The sequence below is a fragment of the Xanthomonas sp. DAR33341 genome (genome assembly GCF_003992815.1).
GTDB classification, from domain to species: Bacteria; Pseudomonadota; Gammaproteobacteria; order Xanthomonadales; family Xanthomonadaceae; genus Xanthomonas; species Xanthomonas cissicola.
Map to the genome: position 1 here is coordinate 107,668 of NZ_QEYV01000030.1, position 16,520 is coordinate 124,187.

The 16,520-nt window shown below is 65.0% G+C and carries 14 protein-coding genes and 2 pseudogenes; 9 read left to right on the forward strand and 7 right to left on the reverse strand.

All coding sequences use genetic code 11. From position 1 onward, the window contains the following. Positions 1 to 311 precede the first annotated feature (311 nt). The 3 genes from EO156_RS15165 to EO156_RS15185 all read left to right on the forward strand — a co-directional run bounded on the left by EO156_RS15165 (position 312) and on the right by EO156_RS15185 (position 3,214). The gene (locus EO156_RS15165; RefSeq protein ID WP_015463436.1) at positions 312 to 920 is read left to right on the forward strand and encodes a nucleotidyltransferase family protein; all 609 of its coding nucleotides are present in this window, start codon (positions 312 to 314) and stop codon (positions 918 to 920) included. A 660-nt stretch (positions 921 to 1,580) separates the two neighbouring features. Then, positions 1,581 to 1,796 carry a hypothetical protein gene (locus tag EO156_RS15175; protein ID WP_003488147.1) on the forward strand — a complete coding sequence of 72 codons (216 nt, stop codon included), beginning with the start codon at positions 1,581 to 1,583 and terminating at the stop codon, positions 1,794 to 1,796. 167 nt (positions 1,797 to 1,963) lie between these two features. Then, positions 1,964 to 3,214: a DUF819 family protein gene (locus tag EO156_RS15185; protein WP_016849458.1), complete on the forward strand. Its 1,251-nt coding sequence runs from the start codon at positions 1,964 to 1,966 to the stop codon at positions 3,212 to 3,214. Positions 3,215 to 3,548: 334 nt separating this feature from the next. Here EO156_RS15185 and EO156_RS15190 read toward each other — a convergent pair whose 3' ends face one another. Together EO156_RS15190 and EO156_RS15195 are read right to left on the reverse strand one after the other, a co-directional pair. Continuing rightward, on the reverse strand, positions 3,549 to 4,736 hold the full coding sequence (locus tag EO156_RS15190; protein ID WP_016849457.1) for an XVIPCD domain-containing protein: 1,188 nt from the start codon (positions 4,734 to 4,736) through the stop codon (positions 3,549 to 3,551). A 36-nt stretch (positions 4,737 to 4,772) separates the two neighbouring features. Continuing rightward, positions 4,773 to 5,582, reverse strand: a complete 810-nt coding sequence (locus EO156_RS15195) for an ankyrin repeat domain-containing protein (protein ID WP_016849456.1) — start codon at positions 5,580 to 5,582, stop codon at positions 4,773 to 4,775. Between the two features lie 189 nt (positions 5,583 to 5,771). On the opposite strand from EO156_RS15195, the gene EO156_RS15200 reads away from it, so the two are divergent. Continuing rightward, a complete protein-coding gene (locus tag EO156_RS15200) occupies positions 5,772 to 6,476 on the forward strand; it encodes an HAD family hydrolase (RefSeq protein ID WP_015472421.1) in 705 nt (234 codons plus the stop codon). 836 nt (positions 6,477 to 7,312) lie between these two features. On the opposite strand, the gene EO156_RS15205 is transcribed toward EO156_RS15200, so the two are convergent. Both EO156_RS15205 and EO156_RS15210 read right to left on the reverse strand, forming a co-directional pair. Then, the gene (locus EO156_RS15205) at positions 7,313 to 7,537 is read right to left on the reverse strand and encodes a CstA-like transporter-associated (seleno)protein (protein ID WP_016849455.1); all 225 of its coding nucleotides are present in this window, start codon (positions 7,535 to 7,537) and stop codon (positions 7,313 to 7,315) included. After that, complete coding sequence (locus EO156_RS15210) at positions 7,537 to 9,609, reverse strand: carbon starvation CstA family protein (protein WP_016849454.1); 2,073 nt, start codon at positions 9,607 to 9,609, stop codon at positions 7,537 to 7,539. Before EO156_RS15210 ends, EO156_RS15205 begins: the two co-directional genes overlap by 1 nt. A 230-nt stretch (positions 9,610 to 9,839) precedes the next feature. Between EO156_RS15210 and EO156_RS15215 the strand changes: the two genes are divergently transcribed. Then, positions 9,840 to 10,697, forward strand: coding sequence for a pirin family protein (locus tag EO156_RS15215; RefSeq protein WP_003488129.1), 858 nt, complete (start codon positions 9,840 to 9,842; stop codon positions 10,695 to 10,697). Positions 10,698 to 10,728: 31 nt separating this feature from the next. Continuing rightward, a complete protein-coding gene (locus tag EO156_RS15220; protein WP_005913243.1) occupies positions 10,729 to 11,163 on the forward strand; it encodes an OsmC family protein in 435 nt (144 codons plus the stop codon). A gap of 404 nt (positions 11,164 to 11,567) precedes the next feature. Here EO156_RS15220 and EO156_RS15225 read toward each other — a convergent pair whose 3' ends face one another. Beyond that, complete coding sequence (locus EO156_RS15225; protein ID WP_003488124.1) at positions 11,568 to 12,029, reverse strand: hypothetical protein; 462 nt, start codon at positions 12,027 to 12,029, stop codon at positions 11,568 to 11,570. A gap of 196 nt (positions 12,030 to 12,225) precedes the next feature. After that, on the reverse strand, positions 12,226 to 13,167 hold the full coding sequence (locus EO156_RS15230) for a pirin family protein (RefSeq protein ID WP_016849453.1): 942 nt from the start codon (positions 13,165 to 13,167) through the stop codon (positions 12,226 to 12,228). A gap of 719 nt (positions 13,168 to 13,886) precedes the next feature. Here EO156_RS15230 and EO156_RS15235 point away from each other — a divergent pair. After that, positions 13,887 to 14,266 (forward strand): annotated as a pseudogene (locus tag EO156_RS15235) (hypothetical protein). 70 nt (positions 14,267 to 14,336) lie between these two features. Here EO156_RS15235 and nfi read toward each other — a convergent pair. Continuing rightward, complete coding sequence (gene nfi / locus EO156_RS15240) at positions 14,337 to 15,050, reverse strand: deoxyribonuclease V (RefSeq protein WP_016849451.1); 714 nt, start codon at positions 15,048 to 15,050, stop codon at positions 14,337 to 14,339. 103 nt (positions 15,051 to 15,153) lie between these two features. Between nfi and gpmA the strand changes: the two genes are divergently transcribed. Then, positions 15,154 to 15,903, forward strand: a complete 750-nt coding sequence (gene gpmA, locus EO156_RS15245; RefSeq protein ID WP_005913239.1) for a 2,3-diphosphoglycerate-dependent phosphoglycerate mutase — start codon at positions 15,154 to 15,156, stop codon at positions 15,901 to 15,903. Positions 15,904 to 16,047: 144 nt separating this feature from the next. After that, a pseudogene (locus EO156_RS15250) lies at positions 16,048 to 16,352 on the forward strand (hypothetical protein). The last annotated feature ends 168 nt before the right edge of the window (positions 16,353 to 16,520 follow it).

A 16,520-nucleotide genomic window follows, 5' to 3' on the forward strand; every position in this document is an offset into this window, starting at 1 on the left:
CCTGCGACAGCACGCCGCAGTCTGCATCGCCATTGGCAGGCCTTCGCCGATGTATGGACAGCGCACGCAAAGGTCGGTCACCTTGCACGCACAGCTGGCGCTCTAGGCTGCAGCGGTCTTCCATTCAAGCAGTACGTCGCCATGACCCCTGTTCCAGATCCCCACGTCGACGTATCGCGTGATGCTGTTCGCCTTAGCTTCTTCGCCACCAACCATTGCGCACGTGGTGACTACGCCGGAACGCGCCACGCTCCCACCGTCTCGCAACCAGCACCGCACGCGGCTGCCGCCATGCCAGCGGCGTGCGGCACATGAGTGGCGATCACGCGGCGCTGGTGCTGGGCGCCGGAGCAGGGCGCCGGCTTGGCCGCTCGAAGCAACTGCTGATGCGCGATGGCGAGCCGTTGCTGCGCCGCGCCGCACGCATTGCATTACTGACTGCGCCACGCCGCTGCGTGGTCGTGCTGGGTGCCGACGCCGATACGTTGAGCGAGGTGTTGCAGGATCTGGATATCGAAATACTCCGGCATCCCGATTGGTCCGAGGGCATGGGCTCTAGCCTGGCCGCGTTGCGTCGGCATGTGCAGGGCGACCCGGCATTGCGACGCAGCCTGATCCTGGGGTGCGATCAGCCTGCGCTGGATGCCCCGCATTTGCGCTCCCTGCTGGAAGAAGCCGATCGCGCCGTCTCCGGATGCGCCACCAGTGGCTACAGCGGCGTGCGCGGCATTCCCGCGGTGGTCACGCATACGGCTTGGGCGGATGTGCCATTGCAGGCCGATAGCGGCCTGCGCGGCCTGTTCGCCAGCCTGGATATGCAGAGCCTGGGGTGCGTCAGCGCCCCGGCGTTGGCGCTGGATATCGACACGCCGGCCGATCTGGCCACCGCGCAGCAGCGCGGCTGGGTCGATGCGGAGTGAGACGCCATGACGGGTATGCGCGCAAATCCCTGGCAGCCTGACACCATAGCGCGGCGGTCGCACCGTAAGCGGCAGGCATGGTCACTGCACGCACGCTGGCGTCATCGGTGTCGATCACCGACACCGGTCCAGGCGCGTTACCTATCCTTTGCAGCCCGCCAAGCGACATGCCGGGCCGACGCGTTCAACCGTGCCGCAGCCTTACGACCACAACACAACCGCTTCCCTGATCACCAACACATAGCCAATCACCATGGCGGTCTTGATCGAGAACTGGAATTTCCTCAGCAGATGCATGCAACCCCTCCCCAGAGGCCGTCTTCAAGAGCGACTGATCACCCACTGCGCATCGTCCACGCTCGTCTGACGATGACTGATGACGCGGCGTTCACCGGTCCTGACCGAATGTAGCGTTGGACGTGATGTGTGTCACGTAAGAATTTTCCTACCGCCCTGCCAGTGTCAGCCCGACGGCATTGGCATGCATAAAAGAACATCCTGGCTATGCCGGACGCGGGGCCATTGGCTACTCTCCCGCGGCCCCTTGAGTAAGGGCACGCCGGCATACCGGACGAGAGAAGGCGTTCCCATTCCTCGCGCACTGCGGGCCTATGCCCCGTGCGCCTCGCTCGACCGCTATGCGCACTGGCCGGAGGCCTGATGGACGAGTCTCGTTATGTCGTACGCATCCATCCCGCACAGGGCGGCTGGTGGGTGACCCGCCCGCACTGGTCGCCGTTGCGGTATCTGCGCGAGCAGGGCGCCCTGGACTTTGCCGAATTGATGGCAAAGCTGCACTGCCTGACCACCGGCCAGCCCAGCGGCGTGGTGGTCAACACCGGCGGCGGCGATCGGGTGGTGCGGCGCTACGGCTGAGGCCGTAAGGAACGCGGCTGTTTGCTGCAGTACGTCATTGCCGACAGTGGCGGCTGTGCGCCGCTGTGCCGGGTTTGCGCAGACGTCCGGGTCGGCTAGATTCGAGGCACCGGCCACCTTGGTCCGGTCCGCGCTCTGGCGGCTACTTTCCTGGATATCCGCCTGTCGTGAATGCTGCCGGTGCTGCGCTGATTCAAAACGATATTGTCGTGTTCGGCCTGATCGCCGCCACCCTGGGCGCGGTGTTCTGGACATCCGCGCGCGAACAAGGGTTCTGGCGGCGTTTCTACGCGCTGGTGCCGGCCTTGTTGCTGTGTTATTTGCTGCCAGGCATCTACAACACGGCCGGTTTGATCGACGGTGCCGGCACACGGTTGTACGACCCGATCGCCCGTGACGTGCTGCTGCCTGCCGCGTTGATCCTGCTGACCCTGAGCATCGACCTGCGCGCGATCCTGCGGCTCGGCCCCAAGCTGGTCGCGATGTATCTGGCCGCATCGCTGAGCATCATGCTGGGTGCGGTGGTGGCGTTCTGGGTGATGCGCTGGCTGCATCCGGCCACCGTGGCCGGCGATACCTGGGCCGGCATGGCAGCGCTGGCGGGCAGCTGGATCGGCGGCGGCGCCAACATGCTGGCGATGCGCGAAGTGTTCGATGTGGACGCAACCACGTTCGGGCAGTTCGCGGTGGTCGATGTCGGCGTGGGCTATGTGTGGATGGCGGCGCTGATCTTCCTGGCCGGCCGCGCGCGCAAGATCGATGCACGCAGCGGTGCCGACACCCGGGCGCTGGATGCCTTGCGCGAGCGCATGGCGCGCTTCCAGGCCGAGCATGCGCGTATTCCCAGCTTGGCCGACCTGATGGTGATCGTGGCGGTGGCGTTCGGCGGTGTCGGCCTTGCGCATGCCCTGGCCAATCCTCTCGCCGCGTGGTGCAAGGCGCAGTTGCATTGGGCCAGCCAGTTCAGTCTGGACACGCCGTTCGTGTGGGTGGTGGTGCTGGCGACCAGCCTGGGCCTGCTGCTGAGCTTCACCCGCGCACGCACGCTGGAGGGCGCAGGCGCGTCCAAAATCGGCACCTTGCTGCTGTATTTCCTGATCGCCTGCATCGGCATGCAGATGGACCTGCTGGCGCTGCTGGACCGGCCATGGTTGTTGCTGCTTGGCCTGATCTGGATTGCCGTGCACATTGCCGTGCTATGGGGTCTTGGCCGGTTGTTGCGGGTGCCGTTCTTCTACTTTGCGATCGGCTCGCAATCCAATATCGGCGGCCCAGCCTCCGCGCCGGTGGTTGCCTCGGCGTTTCACCCGGCACTGGCGCCGGTGGGTGTGTTGCTGGGCACGATGGGCTACGCCACCGGCACCTACCTGGCATATCTGGTCGGCATCACTTTGCGGGCGATGGCGGGCGCTGGATAACGCGCGCCGCGATCTGCAGCGCCACGATTAAGCGACTGGGTGCGGTATCGCGCTGCGTGCAATCGCCAGCGCGGCTGGGCGATGTTGGGCGATGCTCGGCGTTGCGCTATGTACCGCGCCAGGCACGCCGCTCTGCGCACCGTTCGCGATCGGCTGACGACTCCTATGACACGGTGTCAATAACGTCGCGCCATGGTTCAAATGCGCGGGCCATTCCCGAAACACCGTCCGCTACGCGACGCCGGCAGCGATCATGCGCAAGCCTTGACGCGCTGTCGCCGGCCGCGTGCGTTGACAAAGAGTGGCCCGCGGCAGTGCGCGGGCCACCGGAGCATTACTGCTGAATCACCCGCCGCTGCTCTTGCTGCTGTTGCGGCTGCTGCTGGGTGTGTTGCTGATTGTGCTGTTGCAACTGGCTGACATTGGTCTGGGCCGGCTCGTTGGCTGCGGACGCCGTCTGCACATGGCTGCGCAGATGGGCCGGGTCGTCCATGCGGCCCTGCACCGCGATCAGGCTGTCGCCATCACGGTTGGGCACCAGGTGATCGATGCGCTGCAGGCCATCGTTGCCTGCACGCGCGGCCACGCTGGCGGCGGTATTGAGAAACGCGGTGTCGTCGCGCAGCCCCAGGCGGTCGCGTTGTCCATCCAGTTTCACTACCGCGTCGTTGAACAGCTGGCTGCCGGGCTGCAATGCGTTGCCGCGCGCCTGGCCCTGCAACTGCATGTCCTGCGCCTTCATCACCGAATCGATGCCGTGCAGATCCAGCCGATGCTTGAGCATCACGCCCGGCACCAGGCGCTGGCCGAAGGACAACGGGTCCGGCTCCGGCAGTTCGATCTGATGACCGGCCGCATTGGGCATGGCCCATTTGAGCGGGATGCTGTCTTCCTGCAGATGGGTCAGGATTTCGTTCTTGACGTGGTAGCCGCGGATCAATTCGCTATTGGCGTAATCCTTGGCCGCCGATGCATCCAGACCTTGGCGCTCCAGCGTGCGGTCGTTGACGCCGGCAGCGTTATAGGTCACCGCCGGAATGTCGTTGACCATTGCCGACGCCGCGGCCAGGCCGCCACCCAGCGAATGCCCGCTGATCACCACCTGGTCGCCGAACGCCTGTTTGGCCTGGCTGCCGAGCTGGATCGCCGAAGCGTATTGCGCATCGTCCAAGCCCAGGCCCTGGCCGATGTTGTGCTTCCAATCCTTGCCTTCGTCGGTGCCGCAGAAGCCCAGCACCACCTGCCCCTGATCATTGCGATAGAACGCGGCGTCGAAGCCGCTCTTGGCGTCGTGCAGCAGGGCAGGGTCGATGCCTGCCTGCTGCAGCGTGCGGTCGTCCATGCGCGACCAGCCGTTGGGCAAGGCGGCAAAGGTTTCGGCGCCGCCTTCGCGTCGTTGGGCGGCGGTGGCGTAGAGGTCTTGCAGCATCGCGGGGAACTGGCGGTCCTCCGGGTGCGGTTGTTGCCCGCGCATCGATTCTGCGAACGGGGTGGAAGAAGAAGAGGATTCTGACGGGCTCATGCGCGGCTCCTTGCGTTCGTCATGCGAAAAGCGCGCTTAGCGGCTGCTTTCCACGGGAATGTTGTGGGCGTTCAACCACGCGCGCACCTCCGATCTCACCTGCTGGCCGCTGGCATTGAGCAGACGATCCGGCGTGGTGAAGAAATACGCCTGGAAGGTCTTCTGCTGGGCATTGCGCACGGCGGGATCGACACCGGCCTTGAGCAAGGTGAGCACTGCAGGGCTAGCTGCACCACTTTGCGCTGCAAGGTGCAGCAGGCTGTTGCCGGTGTGGTCGACGCGCTGTACATCCGCACCGGCCTTGATCAGCAAATCGATCTGCGCATCGCGCTTGCTCTGCACCGCGCGAAACAGCGGCGTCCAGCCCGCACGCGCGCTGACGACATCGATCGGCGCCTTGTGCTGCAACAGGATCTGCAGATATTCCGGGTCCTGAGCCATGGCGGCCATGTGCACGACCGTTTCCTGGTCCATGCCGGGTAATGATGGATCTGCGCCTGCATCGAGCAATGCCGCCAAGGCGCGCGGCTGTTCGTTCCAGATGGCCCATTCGAGCAAGGTGACGTTTTGATCGCCATGCGCGGCGAGATCGACGGTAGGGGCGAGCGCCTTGATCTGGGCAACATCACCGTGCGCAATGGCTCTGGCGATATCGGTCAGGGCGGGGTCGCGGAAGGCGACGGTGTGGTCCTGCAGCGTAGCTGACATGGTGGTTTGCTCCTTGGCACCGGGCGAGGCGGTGCATGAGACCGCGAAAAACGAGGTCGCAAGAACGAGCAGGGCGGGGAATCGCGGTTGCATCGAAATCTCCTTCTCCTGATCGCATTCCTGATGACGCTGCGGCAAGTCCCGCCGCAGCGGGGCAGATCCTAGCAGCTGCAAAAATCGCTTGCGGTAAGATTTCGTGACATGACGGCAGGGCGGGCCGCATGCTCGGGGCCGCCTGTCCTGGCAGCGCGCATGCCGCGAGCGGCGACGGTATCTATCGCCACAGCCTGCTGCCCCACAGCCGACGGTCACACCGGGGCCGGCATAATGGCGCTTTGCGAGCAGATGGGTGCAATGGCGTACGAGCTACTGATCAGTGACTGTGATGGCGTTCTTGTCGACAGCGAGATATTGGCCGACCGGGTGATGCGTGAGGCGCTGGCGTCTTTCGTGCCAAGCGAGCCGCTGGAACATCTGCTGGAAACCACCTTCGGGCAGACCACACGCGAGGTGTTGCGGCGGGTGGAAGAGCGCTTTGCGCTGCGGTTGCCGGAGACGTTACTGGCGCAGATCCAGGTGCGCAGCGAGGCATTGATCCAGGCGCAGGTGCAGCCGATCGCAGGCGTACGCGAGGCGTTGGAGCAGATTCCGCTGCCGTTGGCGGTCGCCTCCAATAGCCGGCGCCACAATGTGATTGCCTCGGTGGAACGGGCCGGGCTCACCGCACGTGCGGCGGGACGTATTTTCAGCGCCGACATGGTGGAGCGGCCCAAGCCGGCACCGGATGTGTATCTGCTGGCGGCACGCACCGCCGGGGTCGCACCGGAGCGTTGTCTGGTCATCGAAGACAGCCCGACCGGTGCAACGGCGGCCGTGACGGCCGGCATGCAGGTGGTGGGGTTTGCCGGTGCGAGCCACATTCCACCGGGGCATGGCGATACCTTGCGCCGCATCGGTGTGCTTGAGGTGTTCGACGATATGCGTGATTTGCCTGCGTTGTTTGCGCTGCTGGCGCAAAAGCGCGCAGGGTAAGGCGATAGCTTGGTGAGTGGAGTGTGCGGTGTCCTCAGCGCTTGCGCGACGCATAGTGGATCCGTCCATGGACGTTCTTGCGTGTCATTCATGCAACCAAGGGCGCTGCAGAAGCGCGCAGAGCCGTAACTCAGCTGTGGATCTGCTGCACTGTCCGATCATGTCAAGTAACAGTGATTCGAATCATGGTCCGGTTTAGATGCAGTCGAAAGCTCGGCTAGTCGAGTGCGCGGTGCCCTCACCCCTTGCGGGACACGCCGTGAACCCGTCCCTGGGGGCTCGATGGCGGCATCCATGCCGCCAACGGTCCCACAATCGGTGAGGACACCGCACCAGCGAGTTGGCTGACAGCTAACGAAAAGCAGTTCACTGCGACGAACAAATGCTGCATGGCCCGATTGGGCTGCTGAGGATCTATTGGCCACGACATCCGATAAGCGCGGCGACAGACATCGACCGACTTAACACGCAATCTCGTTGATTGATCGTGCGATGCGCTGCTTGCGCCAAGGATACCGACCAACTCGACTGGTCCTTGCCCGCCCACCGGCGCGGGACCTTGCGCGGCATGGATGCCGCGTAAGCGCCTCCATGGATGGATTCACGGCGTGTCCCGCGCTGGTGGGCGGGCAAGGGCCCTGCAGCAAGACCTCAGATCAGCCGCTGTGTAACCGATCTATCGCAGTGCTTCAGCACGCCAAGAAACGCTTTTATCAATAGCGCCTAGCCCGCCCAGTTGCCTTCGGCCACATCAACGCAACAGGGCGCGATTCGCATCGCGCCCTGTTGCGTTTCTACCTCTTGATCAATCGATCACCCATCAATCAATCAGCCATTCAACAACACCGAAACCCACTCTTGCCGCCATAGCGCGCATCCTGGCGCTCGCGGAAGAAGGCGGGGTAGTCCATCACCGGTTTGTCGGGATGTTTTTCCAGCATGTGGCGCACGTAGTTGTCGTAGTCGGGGATGCCGCAGCACAGCCGCGCGGTCTGGATCAGGCGCCGCCAGATGCGGCGATGCGCCTGATAGTGACCGGCCAGGACGAGTTGCGTGCCCATTACAGGTCTGCCATCTGATGCGGCTGCAACGCCACGTACGGGGTTTCGCGGTCAGTGCGCTGCGGGTTGCGGCGTGCCGCCACGATCGTCTTGATCGAATAGATCAGGATCGAGCCGACCACGAACAGGAACAGTACGGTCAGCCCGGTGTTGACGTAGGCATTGGTGACGATCTGCTGCATCTGCGGCACCGTCTTGGCCGGCGCAGTGATGGTGTTGCTGGCGATGGCCGCCTGGAACTTGTGGGCCTGTGCCAGGAAGCCCTGCGCCGGGTTGCTGTCGAAGATCTTGATCAGCCCCGCATAGGTGGTGCACAGCAACAGCCACAGCGCCGGCACGATGGTGACCCACGCATAGCGGTCGCGCTTCATCTTGAACAGCACCACCGTGCCCAGCATCAACGCGATCCCGGCCAGCATCTGGTTGGAGATGCCGAACAACGGCCACAAGGTCTGGATGCCGCCGAACGGATCGATCACGCCGGTGTAGAGCAGATAGCCCCACAGCGCCACGCAGCCGGCGGTGGCGATGATATTGGCGGTCCACGACTCGGTCTTCTTCAACGCCGGGATGAAGTTGCCCAGCAGGTCCTGCAGCATGAAGCGGCCGGCGCGCGTGCCGGCGTCCACCGCGGTCAGGATGAACAGTGCTTCGAACAGGATGGCGAAGTGATACCAGAACGCCATGGTGTCTTCGCCCGGCAGCAACTGGTGCAGGATCTGCGCGATGCCCACCGCCAGCGTAGGTGCCCCGCCGGCGCGCGCCAGGATGCTTTGCTCGCCGATATCGCGTGCCGTGGCCTCGAGCACCTGCGGTGTGATCGAAAAGCCCCACTCGCTGATCTTGGCAGCCACTGCGACAGTGTCGCTGCCGACCAGTGAGGCGGGACTGTTCATGGCGAAGTAGATGCCCGGCTCGATGATCGACGCGGCCACCAGCGCCATGATCGCCACGAACGATTCCATCAGCATGCCGCCATAGCCGATGTAGCGCATGTGGCCTTCATTGGCGAGCAGCTTGGGCGTCGTGCCGGAAGCGATCAACGCATGGAAGCCGGAGACCGCGCCGCAGGCAATGGTGATGAACAGGAACGGGAAGATGCCGCCCTTCCAGACCGGGCCATCGCCGGTGGAGGCGAATTGCGTGAGCGCCGGCATTTTCAGGTCCGGCATGACAACCAGGATGCCGATCGCCAGCGCCAGGATGGTACCGATCTTGAGGAAGGTGGACAGGTAGTCGCGCGGTGCCAACAGCAGCCACACCGGCAGTACCGATGCGACGAAGCCGTAGCCGATCAGCATCCAGGTGATCTGCTTGGCAGTGAAGGTGAAGGCCGGGCCCCAGGTCGGGTCCGCCGCCACCTTGCCGCCCAGCCAGATCGCGCCCAGCAGCAGGATCAACCCCACCACCGAGATCTCGCCGATCTTGCCGACGCGGATGTAGCGCATGTACACGCCCATCATGAGCGCGATGGGCATTGTGGCGATGACGGTGAACATGCCCCACGGGCTTTCCGCCAGCGCCTTGACCACCACCATCGCCAGCACGGCAAGGATGATGATCATGATCAGGAATGCGCCGAACAGGGCGATGGTGCCGGGCACCTGGCCCATCTCCTCGCGCACCAGGTCGCCTAGCGAGCGGCCGTTGCGACGGCTGGACAGGAACAGCACCACGAAGTCCTGCACCGCACCGGCGAACACCACGCCGACCACCAGCCACAGCAGGCCGGGCAGGTAGCCCATCTGCGCGGCAAGTACCGGGCCGACCAGGGGGCCGGCGCCGGCGATGGCAGCAAAGTGGTGGCCGAACAGCACGTGCTTGTTGGTGGGCACGTAATCCAGGCCGTCGTTGTTGGCGACTGCCGGGGTGGCGCGGGTGATGTCCAGCTGCATCACCTTGTCGGCGATGAACAGGCTGTAGAACCGGTAGGCGATCAGGTAGATCGATACCGCCGCCACCACGATCCACAACGCGTTGATGTGCTCGCCACGCCGCAGCGCAACGGTACCCAGGCAGAACGCGGCCAGCAGCGCCAACGCGCCCCAGGCCAGCTTCGAGAACCCTTTCATGCATGCCCCTCAGGAACGATTCGTTCAAGGGTCCACCCACGCCCGGCCGCGGTCAATGCCAGCCGGATGCAAGGGGGTAAAACTTTGGTCGTAGGGTGCTACGGTCACAGATCGGTTAGGGCGCTGCCGCGCTGGTGGCGTCTGGAACGATCGGTTGCAATGGTTGCGGTTGGGCGGCGGCCCGCGCGCACCCATCATTGGCGCTTCGCCACAAAGCACAGGGACAAGCGATGAGCACCACGACCACCACAGCAGCGCACGTGCTGCGCACCATTCGCGGCATGCCGACCTCCGACGGGGCCGGGGTCAAGCTGACCCGCGTCATCGGCACGCAGCAGCTGCCGGAGCTGGACCCGTTTCTGATGCTGGACGAATTCGGCACCGACAAGGCCGAAGACTATCTGGCCGGTTTTCCCAGCCACCCGCATCGCGGTTTCGAGACCGTGACCTACATGCTCGACGGGCGCATGCGCCACAAGGACAACCATGGCAACGAAGGCCTGCTGACTCCTGGCAGCGTGCAGTGGATGACCGCCGGGCGCGGGCTGATCCATTCGGAAATGCCGGAGCAGGAATCCGGGCGCATGCGCGGCTTTCAGTTGTGGGTGAACCTGCCGGCGCGCGACAAGATGACCGACCCCAAATATCAGGAGTACGCACCCGACCACATTCCGGTGGCGCATCCGGCACCCGGCGTGACGGTCAAGGTGATTGCCGGTGCGGTGGGCGAGGTGGTCGGGCCGATCGTGCAACCTGCAACGAGCCCGGTGTACCTGGATATCGCGTTGGAACCGAACGTGGAATGGGAATATCAGCTGCCCAGCGGGCATAACGCGTTCGCGTATGCCTTCGAGGGCGCACTGACGGTGGGCGAGAGCGACACCGCGCGCGTGTTGCCGGCGCAGCAGCTAGCCGTGCTGGGCGGTGGGCAGCGCCTGCGCCTGCACGCCGGTGCCGATGGTGCGCAACTGATCCTGGTCGCGGGCCGCCCGCTCAACGAGCCGGTGATGCGGCATGGCCCGTTCGTGATGAACACCAAGCAGGAGCTGATGCAGGCGTTCGTCGATTTCCAGGAAGGGCGGTTTTGAACTGGCTCGCGCCCGACAGCAGGAGCCGGCAATGAGTGACCGGCCCGTCAGCGTGCGCACCGGCGCAGTGCCGTACACGGTCAGCATCCACGACGGGCTGCACACCTGGGGCGGCGATACGCAGCTGGCCAATGGTGGCAGCGACGCCGGGCCGGATCCCGAGTCGCAGGTGTTGGGCGCGCTGGGAGCGTGCACTGCCATCACGGTGTCGATGGTGGCCGCGCGCAAGCAGTGGCCGCTGACGGCGGTGCACGTGCATCTGCATTACACGCAGCGCGGCGCTGCCGGCACGGCGATCACCCGCGACGTGGTGCTTGACGGGGCACTGGACGACGAGCAACGCGCACGGTTGATGGAAGTGGCCGACAAATGCCCGATCCATCGCCTGCTCACCGGCGAGGTGCGCATCGAGACTCGGTTGCAGGCGGTTGGCGGCGGTGGAGACATGGCGATTCGGCACGACTGACAGACGCTTGCCGGCGGTCTTTGAGTGCGGGGAATACGAAATCGGAATCGGAACGGGCGATCGGTCCGCGCCGATTCCGGGCATGCGCCGAGGGGAGTCGCTGCTCCAACGTTCGCAACCGTGAGCGTTCTCCCACGCGTCGCCGCCGCACATGGTGTCCGCCAGAATCAAAACCGTTGAGCTGATGGACGCATCCGGCGCGCCAGGTGCATGTGCACGCCGCTGGTCGTCGCGTCACGCGCGTCGGCGTGACACGCGTGGGGCACAAGCATCGAGCGCGCAATGGTGATCTGCGGCGACACGCTAGCGGCAGGTCTCGTCAGACGAATGTCTGCAGCGCGCCGGGTAGACCCGCGCGCTGCAATGCTGTTGCAGCAGTGCGCAGCGCTGTGACGCGCGCTGCGTCAGCGCTGCAGCGCCAGGCTGGCCGGCTGCAGATCCATGTTCTGCACCATCGCCTGCATCGAGGCGAGTTCTTCGGTGCTGGCGCCATCGATCCACAGCTGCGCGTAGCGCTTCTTGCCCAGTTCGACCACGGTGACGCGGCGCGATTCCGTACCCGGCATGTCGCGGCCGCCCAGATCGAGCTTGTACCAGTAGAAATCTTCCTGCTGGATCTGGCCCTTTTCGGCGCGGCGATCGCGTGCCAACGTCATCGCCGGGTCGCGGGTCGTGAGCATCACTCCCACCACCTGGCGGCCATCGGCAGTCACGGCCTTGCAGACCAGGTAATCGGCACCGGCGAGCTCGTTCCATTGCAGGCCGGAAGCCGGTGGCAATGGCGGGCAGACTGGCGAGGTCTGGGCGTGGGCGGTGGCAGCGGCCAGCAGCAAGCTCAGGCCAACAAGGCAGGATGCAGACTTCATACACGATTCCCCGGCATTGGATGACGATGCGGGCGCGCCGATTTCGTGCCGTTGCAGTGCCTCGAACTCCCCGCTCAAGGACTGCCGTCCACGCAACGCGCTCCGTCTACAAGGCCATCACTACCACAGTTTTGCGAATCAGCTCAAGTGATGTCGCGCATGTGCCTGGCATCGCATGTGCAGCTTGGCACTTCCGTTACGAGACCTGGTGATCGCGCGTGTCAGTCCACCCGCGCAGCGCACGGTTTCGAGGGTAATTAACCGGTTTCGGAGCCGGTGCCTCGGGCAGCGGAATGAACTCCTCGTCGTCGCCGGGAATGCTGCCGAAGCGGCCGGCCTGCCAGTCGTCCTTGGCCTGCTCGATGCGTTCCTTGGAACTGGAAACGAAGTTCCACCATAGATGACGCGGCCCATCCAGCGGCTCGCCGCCAAGCAGCATCGCCTTGAGCGGGGTCTTGGCGCGCAAGCGGCCACGGGCGCCGGGCGAGGGTACGATCAGGTGGCGAGCTGGCACGTCGGCACCATCCAGCTGCGCTTCGCCTTCCAGGATGTACAGGGCGCGCTCGGTGTGCCCGGTATCCAGATCGAGTTCGGCGTCGGGCGCCAGATCCAGCGCCACATTCAGCGTGCCGCTGAACACCTGCACCGGCGATTCCTCACCGTACGCGCGGCCGGCAATCACGCGCAGCCACACGCCGTCGCGGCGCTGCTGCGGCAAGCTTGCCGCCGCGTGGTGATGGAAGGCTGGCGCGGTTTCTTCGGCCGAGCGCGGCAAGGCGATCCAGGTCTGCATGCCGTGCAAGGCGTGTTCGCGTGCGCGCTCCGGGCCTGGCGTGCGTTCGGAATGGGCGATGCCGCGGCCGGCCGTCATCCAGTTGACGTCGCCTGGGCGGATCACCTGATCCGAGCCCAGCGTGTCGCGGTGGCCGATTTCGCCGGCCCACAGGAACGTGACCGTGGCCAGGCCGATGTGCGGATGTGGGCGTACATCGATGCCGTGATCCGGCTCCAGTACGGCTGGGCCCATGTGGTCGACGAACACGAATGGACCGACGCTGCGCGCCTGCAGGGTGGGCACGGCGCGGCGCACTTCCAGTCCGCCGATGTCATGGACGCGTGGAGCGATCAGGGTGGTCATGCGCGGTCTCGTGGAGTGATGACGTAGGCACGAGCTTGGCATGCGCGATGGCCGAGGCGGGCGCGTGGCGTAAAACGCAGTGTCCGAGTCATGGCGCTTCATGCGCGTCGGGGAATGCGCGATCGGCGCGAGCTGGCACCGCACCGCGAACACCATCCGGGCATGGCATGGCATGGCATGGCGTAGCAGCGGTTCGTGGCGAGAACGCCCTGGTCCCTTGCAGGCAGATGCGTTGCCAACGTGGACATTGTTGCCAGCGAAGACGACTCATCCAGCGCTGCGGTCCGGGATCAGGCAGGCCGCAACATTGAGGCGTAGGCGCGGGCGCCATTCCCTTCCGCATGTCCAATCGGCAAGGCCGGAGGCGCTTGTGGCCAGCATGGCTGGCCTGATCTTCCACCGCAAGCGGCCGTGTCCAGACCTCGCCGCCGTTGCTGCCGCGAAGCATCGGTTGGCAGGTTCTGGCAGCGGCGAAGTTTCAACACGAGCGAAGTTGCATTGCGGGAAGCGTACCGCACAACCTAAATGCGTGGTGCCAAGTCACGTGTGTCATCGCGCCATGAATAATGGCGGCCCTTGCACGATCCACGGCTGCCGGATCGGCAACGGTCGCTTGCGGCGCAGAGTCCGCGGTGCGCACCTGGCGGCAAGCCGCTCGCGCTCTAACGTTTTACTCGCTGCGTTTGAGATTCTCATTCCCAATCTGAGGAATTACCTTCATGGTCTCATCGATCTCAAGAAAGAAAACCAAATCGCTGCTCTTCTGGTAATGGCGGCGTCGGTGCCAACCCTTGGTACTGCCCAGAGCGTCCAGCATGCCGTCTCCAGCCGCATCATCAGTGTGGCCGCTGGTGTCCGCTCGCTGGCCTTCTCGGCGAATGGAAAGACGGTTGCCTGCTATGCGGTCTACGCCAACAGGAGCGTTGCAGGGCCGACCCTCAACAGTGCGGTCAACTATCAGGTGGTTTCTTCGTCTTCCTCATGCAGGGATCAGCCCTACGCAGTCGGGTATTCCGTGAACTTCCAGCCCCCATCCAACAAGAACATGGTTTTCTTCCGGATCGACGGTGCCGGTCGCATCGCCATCACTGAAAACTGATTGATCGCCTCAGCGCCGCGTCAGTGCTTCCGCCCGTGCATGCGGCGCCTGACGCGGCTTGAACGTTTGCTCACAGCAGGTGGCCGGAATAGCCTGCCGGCACCGTCACCTCGCCGCGGCGCGAGGCCAGCCGGTCGGCTAGGCGCGTGGGCTCGGGCAGGCGATAGGCGCGCAATGTGCGCAGGGTCCAGTCGAGTGCGCCTTGCATCGACACGCGATGGCCGGGCGAGACGATCAAGGGATTGCAGCGCGGTTTGCTGCGCAGCGCCCAGCCGATCTGCGCGCCGCCCAGCAGGATCGGCGTGTGGTCGCCGCGCTCGGGCCCAGGCTCGGCGAAGCTGCCGGCCAGGCGCTGCTTGGCGATGCCGATGCACGGCAGGCCGGTCACCACGCCGAAGTGCGCCGCGATGCCAAGCTTGCGTGGATGCGCGATGCCCTGGCCATCGATGAACACCAGGTCCGGCGTGCGCGACAGCAGCGCCAGGGCCTGCAGCAATGCCGGCAATTCGCGAAAACTGAGCAGGCCGGGGACATACGGCATCGAGGTCGGCACGCGCGCGATGTGCGTTTCCAGGGGCAGCAACGTCTGCGCATCCAGCAACACGGCGGCCGCACGGGTGGTCTGGCCATCGTCTTCGAAACCGACATCGAACCCTGCAAGCAACTGCGGCGTGGCGCTCGCCGCGTCATCGAGTACCACGCGGCGTGCCAGTTGCCGTTGCAACTGTCGCGCCTGGATCACGCTGCCGTCCCAACCGGCGAAGACGGGGTCGTTGGTCTGCATTGCCAAAGCATCGCGCGCTGCATGTGGCGATCTCGTGCACGCCTGCGATGCACGCGCTGCCGCTACAATCGCACGCTGATCGGCCCCCAATCGGAGAACCGTAGTGACCCGCAAACTCGTACTGCTGCGCCATGGCCAGAGCCAATGGAATCTGGACAACCGTTTCACCGGCTGGGTGGATGTGGAACTCACCGACCAGGGCCGCCAGGAAGCTGTGGCGGCCGGCAGGCTGATGAAGGACGAAGGGCTGCAGTTCGATGTCGCCCACACCTCGGTGCTCAAGCGCGCCATCCACACGCTGCAGGGCGCGTTGAAGGAACTCGACCAGGACTGGTTGCCGGTGTCCAAGAGCTGGCGCCTCAACGAGCGCCACTACGGTGGCCTGCAAGGCCTGGACAAGGCCGAAACCGCGGCAAAGCACGGCGAGGAGCAGGTCAAGATCTGGCGCCGTTCCTACGACATCCCGCCGCCGGCGATGGACGTCAACGACCCGGGCCACCCGTGCCACGACCGTCGCTACGCCACGCTGGACCGCAATGCATTGCCAGGCACCGAGTCGCTGGCGACCACGCTGGTGCGCGTGTTGCCGTATTGGCACGACGCGATTGCGCCACAGTTGAAGGCCGGGCAGACCGTGCTGGTGACCGCGCACGGCAATTCGCTGCGCGCGCTCTACAAGTACCTCAACGATGTCTCCAATGAGCAGATCCTGGAGCTCAACATCCCCACCGGCATCCCGTTGCTGTTCGAGCTGGACGACAGCCTGCAGGTGCGCAGCTTCCGTTACCTGGGCGACCCGGAGGCGGCCAAGCGCGCGGCCGAAGCGGTGGCCAATCAGGGCAAGGCGAAGTAATCGCCGCTGGCGCTTGCAGCGCTGCGTGCGGTGCGCGCAGCGCGAGTTCTTGCGCGGCACGCAGCTGCAAGCGGCTGCGTCCGGTGGTGAATGGAAGCGGTGCGAGGGTGCGATGCGCGCTCCGCCGAGTGCCGGCGAGACACGATGTCAGGCACACGCAAACGTGGAACCCGGCGGATGACGCCGTTTACTGTCGCGCGTATCTGGTGACGCTTGGCATGCTGGTCGCCGGCGGCGCCGCCTTGGCTGCCGGCGACATCTCCGGCGCGGGGCTGGCGCTGCTGATCTGCGTCGTGGGGATACTACTGCTGGGGTTTGGCGTCGCTGGGCCGTCGCGACAGATGGAAGCGTGGGCCGATGCGGCGTCGGGGCACGAGGTCGCCCTGGTGCTGATGGTGTTGGCGTATCCGGTGTACCTGTTGATGGCGCCGTTCTACGCGCGGCGTTGAGCGCATGCGATGGCGCGAGCTGCGCCGGTGTGGGTGGAAACAGCGCGCCGCGATGTCGATGACAGACGCGCACGTTGTGTACAGATGCAATGGACTTTCATACGGCACGGCATCGGAGGTGATGGTGCGGTGCCGCTGCACGGATGTGGTCTGGCCGGTTGCAAAGCG